This is a genomic window from Mycobacterium sp. (assembly GCF_050701675.1).
GTDB lineage: Bacteria > Actinomycetota > Actinomycetes > Mycobacteriales > Mycobacteriaceae > Mycobacterium.
The window spans coordinates 1-13,831 of record NZ_JBOGDD010000117.1 but is presented as its reverse complement, the minus strand read 5'-3'; the positions used below and the strand labels follow the sequence as shown (position 1 = coordinate 13,831).

At 67.7% G+C, this 13,831-nt stretch carries 13 protein-coding genes and 1 pseudogene; 7 read left to right on the top strand and 7 right to left on the bottom strand.

Translation table 11 applies throughout. The features are described 5' to 3' along the window. Nucleotides 1-102: 102 nt before the first annotated feature. On the bottom strand, nt 103-1,500 hold the full coding sequence (locus ACRDUX_RS03610; RefSeq protein WP_526411100.1) for a neutral zinc metallopeptidase: 1,398 nt from the start codon (nt 1,498-1,500) through the stop codon (nt 103-105). A gap of 161 nt (nt 1,501-1,661) precedes the next feature. Here ACRDUX_RS03610 and ACRDUX_RS03605 point away from each other — a divergent pair, with 161 nt between their 5' ends. Next, nucleotides 1,662-2,165: a pyridoxamine 5'-phosphate oxidase family protein gene (locus ACRDUX_RS03605; RefSeq protein ID WP_526411098.1), complete on the top strand. Its 504-nt coding sequence runs from the start codon at nt 1,662-1,664 to the stop codon at nt 2,163-2,165. A 94-nt stretch (nt 2,166-2,259) separates the two neighbouring features. On the opposite strand, the gene ACRDUX_RS03600 is transcribed toward ACRDUX_RS03605, so the two are convergent. The 5 genes from ACRDUX_RS03600 to ACRDUX_RS03580 form a co-directional block, all read right to left on the bottom strand. Beyond that, nucleotides 2,260-3,075 (bottom strand): acyl-CoA thioesterase domain-containing protein, encoded by an 816-nt coding sequence (locus ACRDUX_RS03600; protein WP_526411096.1) that lies wholly within the window; start codon nt 3,073-3,075, stop codon nt 2,260-2,262. A 50-nt stretch (nt 3,076-3,125) separates the two neighbouring features. Further along, nucleotides 3,126-3,425 (bottom strand): GNAT family N-acetyltransferase, encoded by a 300-nt coding sequence (locus ACRDUX_RS03595; protein WP_526411094.1) that lies wholly within the window; start codon nt 3,423-3,425, stop codon nt 3,126-3,128. Beyond that, complete coding sequence (locus ACRDUX_RS03590; protein WP_526411092.1) at nt 3,422-4,405, bottom strand: pirin family protein; 984 nt, start codon at nt 4,403-4,405, stop codon at nt 3,422-3,424. Before ACRDUX_RS03590 ends, ACRDUX_RS03595 begins: the two co-directional genes overlap by 4 nt. A gap of 27 nt (nt 4,406-4,432) precedes the next feature. Further along, nucleotides 4,433-4,849 carry an EVE domain-containing protein gene (locus tag ACRDUX_RS03585; protein WP_526411090.1) on the bottom strand — a complete coding sequence of 139 codons (417 nt, stop codon included), beginning with the start codon at nt 4,847-4,849 and terminating at the stop codon, nt 4,433-4,435. Between the two features lie 314 nt (nt 4,850-5,163). Continuing rightward, a complete protein-coding gene (locus tag ACRDUX_RS03580) occupies nt 5,164-5,511 on the bottom strand; it encodes a WhiB family transcriptional regulator (protein ID WP_526411088.1) in 348 nt (115 codons plus the stop codon). Nucleotides 5,512-5,922: 411 nt separating this feature from the next. Between ACRDUX_RS03580 and ACRDUX_RS03575 the strand changes: the two genes are divergently transcribed. Further along, nucleotides 5,923-6,672 carry a transcriptional regulator gene (locus ACRDUX_RS03575; protein WP_526411086.1) on the top strand — a complete coding sequence of 250 codons (750 nt, stop codon included), beginning with the start codon at nt 5,923-5,925 and terminating at the stop codon, nt 6,670-6,672. A 12-nt stretch (nt 6,673-6,684) separates the two neighbouring features. Here ACRDUX_RS03575 and ACRDUX_RS03570 read toward each other — a convergent pair whose 3' ends face one another. Then, complete coding sequence (locus ACRDUX_RS03570; protein ID WP_526411084.1) at nt 6,685-8,154, bottom strand: MinD/ParA family ATP-binding protein; 1,470 nt, start codon at nt 8,152-8,154, stop codon at nt 6,685-6,687. A gap of 554 nt (nt 8,155-8,708) precedes the next feature. Here ACRDUX_RS03570 and ACRDUX_RS03565 point away from each other — a divergent pair. The 5 genes and pseudogenes from ACRDUX_RS03565 to ACRDUX_RS03545 all read left to right on the top strand — a co-directional run. Continuing rightward, nucleotides 8,709-9,557, top strand: a complete 849-nt coding sequence (locus tag ACRDUX_RS03565; protein ID WP_526411082.1) for an ESX secretion-associated protein EspG — start codon at nt 8,709-8,711, stop codon at nt 9,555-9,557. Between the two features lie 13 nt (nt 9,558-9,570). Then, nucleotides 9,571-10,044, top strand: coding sequence for a YbaB/EbfC family DNA-binding protein (locus tag ACRDUX_RS03560; protein WP_526411080.1), 474 nt, complete (start codon nt 9,571-9,573; stop codon nt 10,042-10,044). Beyond that, a complete protein-coding gene (eccA, locus tag ACRDUX_RS03555; RefSeq protein ID WP_526411079.1) occupies nt 10,037-11,758 on the top strand; it encodes a type VII secretion AAA-ATPase EccA in 1,722 nt (573 codons plus the stop codon). Before ACRDUX_RS03560 ends, eccA begins: the two co-directional genes overlap by 8 nt. A gap of 3 nt (nt 11,759-11,761) precedes the next feature. After that, nucleotides 11,762-13,237: a type VII secretion protein EccB gene (eccB, locus tag ACRDUX_RS03550; protein ID WP_526411077.1), complete on the top strand. Its 1,476-nt coding sequence runs from the start codon at nt 11,762-11,764 to the stop codon at nt 13,235-13,237. After that, a pseudogene (locus ACRDUX_RS03545) lies at nt 13,237-13,831 on the top strand (type VII secretion protein EccCa); the annotation flags it as partial. The gene eccB and the pseudogene ACRDUX_RS03545, both read left to right, overlap by 1 nt.

Below are 13,831 nucleotides of genomic sequence, written 5' to 3'. Positions count from 1 at the left end.
CTCCCATCGCACTCAAGGTATTACCGAATTCAAGAATGAGCCCATGATAGCCATTGACGAGAACGTCAAACGACATTGAGTTCGCAGAGTCGAGACGCGCGGTTACTTGAACCGCGCAAAGCAGAGGTCCTCGTCGCCGCCGAGGCCCGAGCGGAAGGCGACGATCCGGGTGAACCCGGCCGGGACCGTTTCACCATTGACGTTGCTTGCCACCAGGCCATTGGTCAGCAGTCCCGCGACGGCTTCGTCGAGATCGCCTGCCGTCAGGATCAGCGCCAGACCCTTGTTCTCCGCCATGGCGCGCTGGGCAACGCCGGTGAGGCACGCCGTGCGCAACGCGGCCACCGCGGAGTCAAGGGACTCGCCGCGCTCGTGTTGAACGGCCAGCGCGTACCGCGACGTCACGACGGACAGCGCGGTGTTGTCCCCCTGCAGTAGGGAGTAGTCCTGGCGGTCGGCGGGCTTGCCAAGTTCTGCCAATCCCTGCATGTCCACGAAGATCGTGTTGCTCGCCGGGCAGTAGGACGCGGGTGGGCTCGGCTGCGCGTCGGAACAATCGGGTTCGTCGAACGACAGCGTGGGAGCCTCGTTGGGCCGGAAGACCTCGCCGAGCACGTCGACGAGCGAAGTGACGACGTCCTGGGTCAGCGCGACGTCGCCGGAGACGGCGTCGCCAGTGCCCTCCCGCGGCAGCGTCAGCGGAATATCGCCGCGGCGCGCGGTGACTTCGTCCATGTTGATCCCCGCGCACTCCGATGCGCCAGAGGTGAAACCCATCTGGAATGCGCTGATTCGATCGAGAGCGGTGCCGTGGCCCTGTTCGAGGAAGGGCGCGTCACCGGGGCCGTAGGTGGGGTCGCGGAGCGTGAGTACCCCGGCCAGAACGTGATTGAGACCGTCGCCGGTACTGAGCTGAAAGCGGGGCGACTGACCCTCGGCCACCCATCGGACGTATGTGCCTGCAAGGCAGTCCGCCTGTTGTTCTCGCACGATCGTGGGGGTGTCGTCGTCGGCGATGTCCGCCATGCCCTGAATGGCGTGGCCATACTCGTGCGCGAGCAGGGCGCCGATCGACGCATCCCCGAAGAAGTGCTGTCCCAGGGGGATGAGGACGCCGCGGTCCCAGGCGATCAGGTCGTCCCTCGCGCAGAAGAGCGCATTCGGATTCCCGTAGGTGTCGCTGCCACAGATCTCGGGGCTGGAGGGATCGTCGGAGTCATAGGACACCAGATCCCCGACGGGCGTGAACGATCCGTCGAATGATTCGCCGTAGTTCTTCTCCCAGAACTCCGTGACGTCGTTGACGGCCAGGGTCGCAAGCTTGTCGGCGTCACCGCCGTCGCCGCCCTTGACGTCACCCTCGGGAGCCGGCGCGGTTTCGCGAATGCCGCTCGGGCCGTCCTGGGCGGCCAGTCCGCCAGCGCGGAACGGGTCGTAGAGCGGAGAGACCGCACGCCCCTGCGTCGTGGAACCGCAGCCTGCGACACCAGCGCGACACACGAGGCCGCCGCCGCTGCTCTCAAGCCGCCCATCGATAGCTCATTTCGTGCTTCGTCCCCGGGATGTGTGACCTAACCGAAATGCGAGGGTATACCGGCGACCAGCCGCGGGAGAGAACACCGCGTGACGGTTGGAGTCACACGCCTGATAGGCATTACCAGATGGGAAAGAACGAGCGCTCCAAGATCGTGATGAGCGACGAAGAGATCGTCGAGTTCATCGACCACAGTCGCACCGCGACCATGGCGACGCTGTCGGCGAGCGGCAAGCCGCACCTCATCGCGATGTGGTACGCCGTGCTCGACGGCGAGATCTGGTTCGAGACCAAGGCCAAGTCGCAGAAGGCCGTCAACGTGCGGCGTGACCCGACCATCACGGTGATGATCGAGGACGGGCACACGTACGACACCCTGCGAGGGGTGTCGATCGACGGTCGCGCCGAGATCGTCGACGATGATCCGGAACTCCTTCTGCGCGTGGGGATCAGCGTGTGGGAGCGCTACACCGGTCCCTACACCGACGACATGAGGCCGTTCGTCGATCAGATGATGAACAACCGGATCGCCGTGCGGGTGGTGCCGAGCCGGTTGCGGAGCTGGGACCACCGCAAGCTCGGGATGCCGGAAATGCCGGTGGCCGGGACGACCGCGCCGTACCTGACCTGACGTGGCGGCGCAGAAGCGCCCGAAGTCGGTTGTGGCCCAAGCTGGTTGAGGCCTACGCGGAACGCGAGATCCCGGTAGTCATCCTGCGTCCGCGCTAACCCGCCGAGCGGGGCGCGAATCCCGGATTGGCCAAGGTGGTGGCGGTGGCCGAGCCGATCTGCCCGCGCCTGTCGAATACCGCGGCGGTTCCGGTGGCGACCCCGTCGTGGCCCGAGAACGTCAGTGCCGCCAGGCCGATGTCCGGTCCTTCGGGCAGCCGGCTGAGCGTGAGCGTGTAGTCGGCGTTGATGTAGTGCAGACCCTCTGTGCCGTAGTGCGTCAGCGAGCTCGCAACGTCGCCCGCCATCGCGGCGCGCGTGAACGGCGTCATCGGCACACCCTCGACGAGGGGCTTGACGTCGCGTAGCCAGACGAACTTCGGACCGTCGTGCTGCCACTGGGTCAGATCGAAGGTGCGCCCCGAGGACTCGGGGTCCTTGCCGTATGCCCAGACCATCATGGGCGCCTCGAGGTCACGGTCGCCGGGGTCGGGCGGCGCAGGCATGGTGACCGGTGTGGTCCAGACATCGCCGGGCGGCTGCTCTCCGGTGCGCAGGAACAGCGCGCTCGCCCGCGCGACGACGACGTCGGACTGCAGCACTTCGGCGGCGACGAGTTTCAGCCGTCTGCCCTCGCGGAGCACCCTGGTCCGGACGCGCAGGGGCTCCATCGCTGCGGGGCGCAGGAGGTCGACGGTCAGCCGCGCGGGTTGCAGCTCGGGGTCGCCCGCGTCGCGTTCGATGGCGTGACCGAGCACTCCGCCGACGAAGTTGCCGCTGATCGACTGCCCCCATGGCCCCTTCGCCATGGCGGTGGGCACGAGGGCTTCGCCGTCGGGGATGAAGTAGGGCGGGGGCAGTGGGATGGTCATCGCGACCGACGATATCGGTGGCTGCCAGCGCTGCGGCCCTGTCGCGCTGATCAGACCGGGTCGGAGAGCTCCGCGAACTCGGGATGCTTGTCGATGTAGTCCGCCACCATCGAACAGGCCGGGACGATCCGTAGCCCTGCCGCCCGCGTCGCGCTCAAGGCCTCGCCCACCAGAATCGTCGCGAGCCCGCGTCCCTGGAACGCGCTGCCCACCTCGGTGTGGGGGAAGGTGCGCCGTCCGTCGTGGTCGGAGTAGTCCGCAAGGCCGACGGTCTGGCCATCGACGGCGATGGTGAAGCGGCCGGGCTCCTCGGTGACGGTGGTCTGGGCGCCGGTCCGGTCGGTGGTCACTGAGAATCTCCTGGTGTCGTGGGATTGGGGCGGGGTAGCAGGGTCGTGTTGGGCAGCGGGGGTGCGGGCAGCCGCGCGCCGGGGTAACCCGCGACCGAGCCGAAGCGGTCGTCGTGTTCCTCCCACTGGCGGCGGAAGCGGACGATGTCGTCGTGGCTGCGGCCGACGAAGTTCCACCACATGACGAGCTCCTCGGGAAATGGGACGCCACCGAGCAGTAACACCCTGGCGGGTCGGTCCCCACGGTTGGCGAGCGCGACCGTGTCGTGGCCGGGTGCCTGGTACCAGAGATCGCCAGGACCGTTGTCGCCGAGTGTCGTGCCGCAGGCGTCGACGCTGCCCTGGTCGAGCAGGACGCCGTGTTCGAAGGTTCGGTCGACGGGCAGCTCGATCGCGGTGCCTGGCGCCAGGTCGATCTGGGCTCCCAGTAGCGGAGTGAAGGTGTGGACCGGTGAGCCGACACCGCCGAGCCGGCCGAGGAACACCCGTATCCGCGCGGCACCCATCGTTTGCACCGTCGGTGCGTAGTGGGTGAAGTCGCGGGCGGTCTCCCGGTCGGCGTCGGGCAGGGCTACCCATAGCTGGACGCCGTGCAGGATCGGTGACCTGGGGCTCGACACCTCTGAATGGCAGATGCCCGCGCCGGCCGTCATCAGGTTGAGTTCGCCTGGGCGGATCACGGCGTGAACGCCTGCGCTGTCGCGGTGCTCGATCTCGCCGCTGAACAGCCAGCTCACCGTCTGAAGGCCGGTGTGGGGATGCGGCGGGACGTCCATGCCGGTTCCCTCGCGCACGTCGTGCGGGCCGTAGTGATCGACGAAACACCATGCGCCGATGAGTGAGCGTTCCCGCTGCGGCAGGGTCCGCCGGACGCGAATGGCCCGCGGCCCGCCGAGCGGGACGTCACGGGGATGCAGGACGCCCGTGAATCCCGAAGCACCGCAGGCGACTTGGGCTGGCGCCGCCTCCGTGTTGCTCACCTCACCAGAGTAGCCCGAGCAGCGGCGTCAGCCCGTCATCGCGCCATGGATGACGTCGAAGTCGTGCTCGTCGATCGTGAAGACGCCGAACCGGAAGCGGTACCCCCACTGGGCCTTGTTCTCGATGAAGTCGAGGTCGTCGATTAGCGGTCGGATGGGCGTCTCCGCGCAAGCGAGGAACTCGACCCGTCGACGCCAGGGCTGGAACTGCGGGTCGAAATCTTCCTGGTACACCTCGTCGTCGACCACGCGGCCGATGGCGGTGAAGGCCTGAAGGGGTTCGCCGTCGGGGTAGTCGGTCTTCGGTGAGTAGAAGACGATCCAGTCGTCGCGCGCCATCCGGCGCAGCATGTGTGGCTTGCCGTGGTTGGCCTGCGTGAAACCGCCCGCGACGCCACGCACGACGTGGCCGCGGCTGACCGTATTGATCCAGTAGGTAGTCATGCGGCCAAGTTACGAGTCACTGCCGACACCCATCGAAGGTTATCCACAGGCCGCAGAGACCACGAAGCCGCCGATGCGTCTGCATCGGCGGCTCGGGCGACGGTACCGCCATGGCGCCTCACGGCAAGTGGTCGCTCTAGGCGACGAATTTAAGTGGTACCCGGGGCATGTCCGGCACCGTCGGCTATAGCTTAACCACGGATCGGCGGTCGGGTATTCCAACCGGGATTCCCGCGCGCCCCAGACGAAGCTGCCCCCGCTGCCGTCCCCTCGAACATCGGCAGCGAGGGCACCCCGTTGCCCCAGGTAGGCCGTCACGCAGACTCGAGGACGGGCTCCAGGAAGACGCGTCGAGCGCGCACCGGATAGCCGTTGCGTTCGGCCAGCTCGCGCAGCTGTCGCAGCGCGTGACCGCGGCCGCGGCCACCCTCGGGGATGACGATGCCCGCCCACAGCCCCTCGGCCTTGGGCAGTTCGACGGCTTCGCGAGCGCAGGCCCACCGGCGGGGGCACAGCCGGCAGATGGCCTTGGCTTCGTCGTCAGCGGCTGTGGTCCACCTCTCGGGATCCCGCGTGCATTCGCCGAGGGGCAGTCCGTCGAGACCCACGGGGGTGACTGCCGGCCGGTTGATTCCGACCACGTTGGTTGCCGATGCCTTCATGTCGTTTCACTCCTTGTCCGGGCGTCGCAGTCTCGTGCGTCGCGTTGCAGCGAATGTATAGCAGTAACCGTAGCGATGCAACAGTTCAAATTGAAGCGCCGGGAGGTCAGCGGAACCGAATGTCAACGGCGGAGTCCGTGAGATCGTGCCTCACCATGCTGCCGACGTCAGCGTAGAAGGGCGTATATGCAGCTAAAACCGTATATCCACCCGCTCCCGTGACTGCGGAACGACTCCGCGAGGATTGATGCCCAAGCCGTAGCGATGAGATGGTTTGATGGTGGATGCCGCAGCGGTAACCAGTCGACGGCTTTAGGCGCAACGGCCGATCAAGCCATAGCGGTGCATCGAGTTTGGATACCATTGCAGCGCCATGCGACACCGCCCAGCCGGCACCGAGGACTCACCGCGATGACCACCCGGGATGACCGATCCGATCACGACGTCGACACCACGACGGCCGTGGACCCGGGTATGGCGCGGGCGGGTGCCGCCGCGGCGGCGCGCAGGCGCGAACTCGATATCAGCCAACGCAGCCTGGCCGCTGACGGCGTCATCAACGCCGGTGCTCTGATCAGCTTCGAAAAGGGGCGCAGCTGGCCGCGCGACAGGACCAGGGCCAGGCTCGAGGAGGTTCTGCGCTGGCCGGCGGGCACGATCAATCGACTGCGGACGGGCGGTCTCGAGGACCAGGCCGACGTCGTCCGCAGGGATCAACCGGGCGACGAGGGGTCGTTGATCGCCCAGGCCGTGGTCGCGGCGGTGAACACGCTCGGGTCGACGATCGACTCGCTGCCCGCCGCGGACGACGCGGACTTCACCCCCCGGATCACGGCGATCCTGTCCGATCTGCGCCAGCTCGAGGCGGTCGCGGCGCGCGCGACGCGCATCGGCAAGGTCACGCCGACGCTGATCAGGGCGCTGAGCACCGTGCGCCGTCGCATCGAGGAGTTGACGATGCTGGCGGCGACGGCGCAGCACGCCACCCTGGGTCAGCGACTGTATGCCGCCCGCCGGAATTCGAACCTGACGATCGTCGAGACGGCTCAGGCGGCCGGGGTCGCCGAGGACGTCATCGCGCGGGCGGAGTCAGAACAGCCCGTCCCCGCTTCCGCGGTGGGGGCCATCGAGACGCTCATCGGGGAACTCGACTGGCGCTGAGGGTCCCTGGCGTCAGCGCCGGTCCCGGCCGCGTTCGTCGTTGGCCGGGAAGTGCTCCGCGAGGGCTGCGGCGATCTCGATGAACTTGCGCCTCGTCGGGGCGGACATCTCGGTGGTGCCCTCGATGACGCCGCCAGGACGCAGATGCGGGTCGAATGGAACCTCCACGACCACCTGCCCCTGGCCCGCGAACTGCTGCGCCAGGATCGCGCGAGTTCGCTTGTCCGCGTGACCGTCTGAGTCGTTGAGCACCACCACCGTGCGGCGGAGCAAGCCCGTCAGGCCGCGGTTGGCCAACCAGTCCATCGTCTGACCCGCGGCTGCGGCGCCGTCCACCCACGGCGAGGACACGACGACAAGGGCGTCGAGGTCACGAAGCACCTCCTGGGTCACCGGGGTGTCCATCGTCGAACTGCAGTCGACGACGGTGATGGAGAAGTAGCGGTCCAAACGCGCCGCCGCCTCGCGGTAGATGGCGGGGTCGAGCACCCGTCTGCGGGCCGGACTTCCCTCGCCTGCGAGGACGAACAGTCCGGCGGAGTTGTTGCCGACGCGGCTGCGAACGTCCGCGAACGTCTCGAGATGCTGATCTCCTGCCAACTCCCAGTACGACCCGACGGCCTTGGGGTCGACGCGACTGCCGAGCTTGCCGAAGGCGGTGTCGGCGTCGATCGCCACGACGCGGTCTTCCTGGCGTAGCTCGGCGAAGACCGACCCGATGCTGGCCGACACGGTGGTCTTGCCGACGCCGCCCTTGCCCATGACGCCGACCTTGTAGTGACCCCGCATCAGGACCTTGACGCGGGCCTCGAGCTCCGCCTCGCGAATCTCCTCGGCAGATTGCCCGGGGTTGATCAGTCCGAACGACAGCTTGAAGACGGCCAGGCGCCAGCCGCGGGTCGGAGCGACGGGACGGCTGGGAACCAGATCGTCTGCCCGGATCCGGTCCGCGTACGACCCGGGCGGCGGCGGGGGAGCCACGCGTGGATCGTTTCCGTACGGCTGCTGTCCCTGCCAGCTGCCGTATTGCGGCGGACCGGTTGGCGGCCCCTGACCCGGTGGCGGTGGCGGCGGATTCGGGCGCGGCCCGCGACCCTGCTGCCAGGGAGGTTGCTGATTCGGTGGCGGCGGGCCCCACTGCTGAGGCGGTTCGGGCGGCCTGCCCTGAGCGGGGAACGCTCCGGTGTCGCGAGGAACGCCGGGCGGTGGGCCGAAACGATGCCAGGGTCGCGGACCGCCGTCGGGACGGTCGGTGTCACGTGGCGGCGGAGGGGGTGGAGGAGGCGGAGGTGGAGCAGGGATCTCGGGTGCAGGTTCCGCCTCGGGCGGGGGGTCGGACGGCGGGTAATCGACGGGCGGGCGGGACGGCACCGGCGTGGCGGCCGGCGTGAACGTGGGCTCCGGGGGAGCCGGTTCGTAGTCCGACTCCTCGGGGCCCGTCCACCCGAGATCTTTGCGCAGGGCGTCGTCGCGATCGCTCACGGCACCAGGGCTCCTTTCCAGGGGTCAGACGACGAGCCGTACGGCATTCACCCCAGTATCAACCACCATGCGCCGTTGGCGGCCGAGCCGACGGTCGTCCAGAGTCGATGAACGTCGAACAGCAAACTAAATTGGCGCCATCGTAAATACTCGATCGGAGTGCATGAATTCGACGCCACTTTCGCACCACCCGTCGGAAGTCGGCCGGGTAGAGGGTGGGCATCCCGCCCGGCCTCACCAGGGCCGAGGACGCACATGCGGGCCGCACGTTGCGAGGCGGCCGGCTTCCGCCAGTTCAGCGCATTGGCCCACGATGCTCCCGTGTTGGAGGCGTTGGCGTGGAGTTCCCAAATTGGTGCACCTGAGGTAACGAAACCGCTGGTACCCTCGTATCCGGTGAGGGGACCGGGACCGCGCGTACCCGCCGGGCGATTCAGAGACTCCGGCAAATCTCGGCGTGGCTCAAGCAAAGGGGCCCGCGATGCGAGAAGGACGTCGATCTCGGCCCCCGGCGCCTGCGACGGCATAGGAAGACGGGGACGAGGGGGTAAGTGATGTCAGGCCTGCACAACGCCGGGGGTGGCGGCACCCACATCGACGACGTCGTCGCCGTAGAGGTCACGATCGACGGGATGCTCGTCATCGCCGACCGGCTCCATCTGATGGAGTTCCCGCCGTCGCTGGGCATCAGACCCAACATCCCGCAGCTGGAGCTGCGCGACATCGTCTGGGCGCAGGTGTCCCGGGACCTCACCGAGCAGGGCGTGCTGGACCATTTCGGGGCGCCCCATCCGGAGGTCGCCGCGATGGTCGACACCCTCAGCCGTGCCGACCGCACTCTCGAAGGCCGTTGGTGGCGCAGGGACGTCGGCGGCAAGATGGTGCGCTTCGTGGTCTGCCGCAAGGGCGACCGTCACGTGGTTGCCGCCCGCGACGGCGAGATGATCGTGCTGCAACGCATTGCTCCACAGGTCGGACTGGCCGGCATGGTGACCACCGTCCTGGGATCCGCCGAAGCGGCTGACGTCGAGCCGCTCACGGGTGTCGCGAGCAAGCTCGCCGAGTCGACCACCGCGAACCAGTTGCAGCAGTTCGGGGTCGATCCCCCGTCGGCCCGGTTGTACGCCGACGTCATCTCGGCACCCGGCAGTTGGGTCGAGATCACCGCCAACGAGCGGCACCCCGGCGGCACGTACACCCACGCCGAAGTCGCAGCGGGCGTACTGGACTCCCGCCAGGGCCGGATCGTGTCACTTCCCCGTCGGGTCAACGGTGAGTTGTACGGCAGCTTCCTGCCGGGCACCACGGAGAACCTTCAACGCGCACTCGACGGGCTGATGGAGTTCCTGCCGTCGAAGACCTGGTTCGACAAGAAAGCCACCCACGCCAACCACCCGGACTGAGAAAGGCCATCTCTTGGTGGACGAGACACCGCCAGACGATCTCGACGGTCTGGTGGCGCCCGATTCCTACGTACCCGACCCCGAGTCGGATGCGTCGGATCGCCATGCCTTCGATCCGCTGCTCGACGCCGAGGACGAGCAGGACGATCCGCCGGGTCCGACGTTCACCGTGATGAACCCACCGGGGACGGTGACCGTCTCGGCATTCATGGACGGGAGCGTCCGGCAGATCGATCTTTCGCAGAAGGTAACCGCGATGACCGAAGGCGACCTCGCCGAGGAGATCGTCGTCATCGCCAGGTTGGCCACCCAGGATGCGCGGGCAGCGCAGTACGCGTTCATGCTCGACGGCATGCGCGAACACGGCCACGACGACAACGCGACACGCGACTTCCTGACCAGAGACCTCGATCTGCCATCGCCGGAGCACGCCACCGCCGACCGTGCGCAGACCTTCACGATGCGATACGCAGGTGACCATGACTGACCAATTGACCGCACTCTTCGGCAGCGCCGTCGGCATGTTGCCCACCGCTCCGGCGCGCTCCCTGCAGATGTTCACCGAGATCACGGCGATCGACGACGCCGCTTGTGACGCCTGGGTGGGACGTATCCGCTGTGGCGACACCGACCGGGCGACGCTGTTCCGGGCCTGGTACTCGCGAGGCAGCTTCGGTCAGCTCGCTGGCGCCGCCGAGGTCTCCATGAACAGCCTGGAGGCGCGCGTCGAGATCGGCGGCCAGTTCGGGAACATCACCTATCCGGTCAACTCGCCGCTGTCGATCACGTTGGGCTTCGCGGTCAACGAGGCGGCCGTCGGCAACTACGCCGACGCCATGGAGGCGCTCGAGAGCGTGCACGCCAGCGGCGCCGAGCACCTGGTGTCGTGGGCCAAGGCGGTGGTCTACGGAGCCGCCGAACGATGGACCGACGTCATCGACGAGGTGCGTGGGGCCAGCGCCTGGCCGGACAAGTTCCTCGGTGCCGCCGCGAGCGTTGCGCACGGCGTGGCCGCCGCCAACCTCGGGCTGTTCAATGAGGCGGAACGTCGCCTGACCGAGGCGAATTCGGCACCAGCGGGTGAGGCGTGCGGGCTCGCCATCGCGTGGTACCTGGCCTTGACGCGGCGCAGCCTCGGCAACGAGGAGTCGGCCGTCGTGCTGCTCGAGTGGCTGCAGGCCACCAACTCCGAGCCCAAGGTGACCGCGGCACTGCGAGATCCGGGCTACCGGCTCGTCACGACGACGGCCGAGAAGATCGCGGCGCGCCGAGACCCCTGGGATCCCGGGAGCGTGGAGGCCGACAATTCGGGCCGCGAGAAGCTGCTCGCCGAAGCCCAGGCGGAACTCGACCGGCAGATCGGGCTGAGCCGGGTCAAGGAGCAGATCGAAAGATACCGGGCCGCAACGCAGATGGCGAAGGTGCGGGCGGCCCGCGGGATGAAGGTCGCCCAGCAGTCCAAGCACATCATCTTCACCGGCCCGCCCGGCACCGGCAAGACCACGATTGCCCGCGTCGTGGCCAACATTCTCGCCGGCCTCGGTGTCATCGCCGAACCGAAGCTCGTCGAGACCTCGCGCAAGGACTTCGTCGCGGAGTACGAGGGGCAGTCATCGGTCAAGACCTCGCGCACCATCGACCGCGCGGTCGGCGGAGTGCTGTTCATCGACGAGGCCTACACGCTCGTGCAGGAGCGAGACGGGCGCGCGGACCCGTTCGGCACCGAGGCGCTCGACACGCTGCTGGCCCGAATGGAGAACGACCGCGACCGTCTGGTCGTCATCATCGCGGGTTACAGCGCCGACATCGACCGCCTGCTGGAGACCAACGACGGTCTGCGTTCTCGGTTCTCCACCCGCGTCGAGTTCGACTCGTACGACCCCGACGAGATCGTCGACATCGCGAAAGTCCTTGCCGAGAGCAATGACTCGACGCTCAGCGAGGAAGCGGCCAAGCGCGTGCTGGAAGCGGCGACCCTGCTGAGTCAGCGCTCGCTCAACGGGAAGCCGGCGCTGGACATCGCGGGCAACGGCCGTTACGCGCGGCAGTTGGTCGAGGCCGGCGAGCAGGGGCGTGACATGAGACTGGCCAGGTCGGTGGACTTCGAGAGCCTCGGTGTCGAGCAGCTCAGCGAGATCAGCGGCGAGGACATGGCAGGCGCAATCGACGCCGTGCACAGTCGACTGAACATCGGCGACTGACGCATGGCAGGGTTTCGGTTAACCACCAAGGTGCAGGTCAGCGGCTGGCGTTTCCTGCTGCGTCGCGTCGAACACGCCATCGTGCGCCGCGATACCCGGATGTTCGACGATCCCCTCCAGTTCTACAGCCGCGCAGTGTCTCTCGGCATCTTGCTGGCAGTGGTGGTGTGCCTCGGCGCGGGGCTGTTGGCGTACTTCAAGCCGCTCGGCAAGCGTGGCAGTGACACTCTTCTCGTCGACAGGAACACCAATCAGCTGTACGTCGTGATGCCGGGAAGCGAGCAGCTGCGGCCGGTGTACAACCTCACGTCGGCGCGGCTGGTGCTCGGCAAGGCGGGCGTTCCCAGCGCGGTGAAGTCCGAGGAGTTGGACCGCATGTCGAAGGGCCAGCCGATCGGCATCCCTGGTGCCCCGTACGCCACGCCCGTTTCGGGTGCGGCCGAGTCGACGTGGACGTTGTGCGACACCGTGACCAGAGCCGAGAGTGTGGCGCCGACCGTCGCGACGTCGGTGATCGTGCTACCGCTGACCACCGATTCCTCGGTTGGCCCGCTGACGCCGGGCCAGGGGATGCTGGTGTCCTACGAGGACAGGGACTGGCTGGTCACCGATACCGGCAGACACGCGATCGATCTGTCTGACCGTGCCGTGACGTCGGCGGTGGGGATCCCCGTCACCGCCAAGGCCACCCCCATCTCGGAGGGGCTCTTCAACGCACTGCCGAACTCGGGCCCGTGGATCCTGCCCCTGGTTCCCGGCGGCGGCGCGCCCAACACCCTTGGGCTGCCTGCGAATCTGGTGATCGGAACCGTCTTCCAGACCGTCACCGAATCGGGAGAGCAGCAGTACGTGGTGCTGCCCGACGGGGTGGCCAAGGTGAACGAGACCACCGCAGCGGCGCTGCGGGCCTCGAACTCCTACGGGCTGATCTCACCGCCGTCGGTGGAGTCCAGCATCGTCGCGAAGATCCCCGAGCAGACGTTCACCTCGCCCCTTCCTGACACCCCGCTGGACGTGCTGCTGCGTGAAGACGCGCCAACGCTGTGCTGGTCGTGGCAGCGCGAACCGGGTGACCAGTCCCCGAGGACCTCGGTGATCACTGGCAGGCACCTGCCGATTCCGGCCGGCGCGATGAATACGGGCATCGACCAGATCGGTGGCGACTCGACGGTGTTCATCCAGGGCGGGCAGTACGTCCGCCTGCAGTCGCCCGACCCGCGCTACGGCGAGAGTCTGTACTACATCGATCCTCAGGGGGTCCGCTACGGCCTCCCCAACGAGGACACCGCGGCGGTCCTGGGGCTGACGTCCCCGGCGACGGCTCCGTGGCAGGTGGTGAGCCTGCTGGTCGACGGACCGGTGCTGTCGAAGCAGGCCGCGCTCGTCGAACACGACACCCTTCCGCCGGACCCGAATCCGCGGAAGGTGCCCGAGGGCAATGGAAATCAACCCGTGGCCGCGGAAGCGGGAGGTGGCTAGTGACGACCAGGAAGTTCACGCCGATCATCAAGCGGGGACCCCGCCTGAGTCCCGGTGAGATCAACGTGACGCCGCCGGATGACCTCGGCATCGAGATTCCACCGTCGGGCATCCAGAAGGTGCTGCCCTACGTGATGGGCGGCGGCATGGTCGGCATGATCGCGATCATGATCTTCACCGGCGTCCGGCAGCTCTCGCCGTACATGCTGATGATGCCGCTGATGATGGTGATGGGCACCGTCGGCTTCATGGCGGGCGGCGGGCCCGGCGGCAAGAAGGTGCCCGAGATCAACGCCGACCGCAAGGAGTACCTGCGGTATCTGGCCGGGCTGCGCACCAGGGTGACGGCCTCGGCCGCTGCGCAGGTGACGTTCTACAACTACCACGCCCCGCATCCCGACGATCCGCTGTCGATCATCGGCACCAACCGCCAGTGGTCGCGGACGTCGAACGCGGACTTCTACGCCGCCACCCGCATCGGCACCGGATCGGAGGCGGCCGTCGATCGGCTGCTCAAACCGTCCGCCGGCTCCGAACTCGCGGGCCCGCAGGCCGCGCCCCAGGCACACCTGGAGCCGGTCAGCCACATGTGGC

Excerpts from the sequence above, each read along its gene's own strand:
- ACRDUX_RS03605 (WP_526411098.1), top strand. The coding sequence starts at position 1,662 with ATGGGAAAGAACGAGCGCTCCAAGATCGTGATGAGCGACGAAGAGATC.
- ACRDUX_RS03600 (WP_526411096.1), bottom strand. The coding sequence starts at position 3,075 with ATGACCATCCCACTGCCCCCGCCCTACTTCATCCCCGACGGCGAAGCC.
- ACRDUX_RS03585 (WP_526411090.1), bottom strand. The coding sequence starts at position 4,849 with ATGACTACCTACTGGATCAATACGGTCAGCCGCGGCCACGTCGTGCGT.
- ACRDUX_RS03580 (WP_526411088.1), bottom strand. The coding sequence starts at position 5,511 with ATGAAGGCATCGGCAACCAACGTGGTCGGAATCAACCGGCCGGCAGTC.
- ACRDUX_RS03575 (WP_526411086.1), top strand. The coding sequence starts at position 5,923 with ATGACCACCCGGGATGACCGATCCGATCACGACGTCGACACCACGACG.
- ACRDUX_RS03565 (WP_526411082.1), top strand. The coding sequence starts at position 8,709 with ATGTCAGGCCTGCACAACGCCGGGGGTGGCGGCACCCACATCGACGAC.
- eccA (WP_526411079.1), top strand. The coding sequence starts at position 10,037 with ATGACTGACCAATTGACCGCACTCTTCGGCAGCGCCGTCGGCATGTTG.
- eccB (WP_526411077.1), top strand. The coding sequence starts at position 11,762 with ATGGCAGGGTTTCGGTTAACCACCAAGGTGCAGGTCAGCGGCTGGCGT.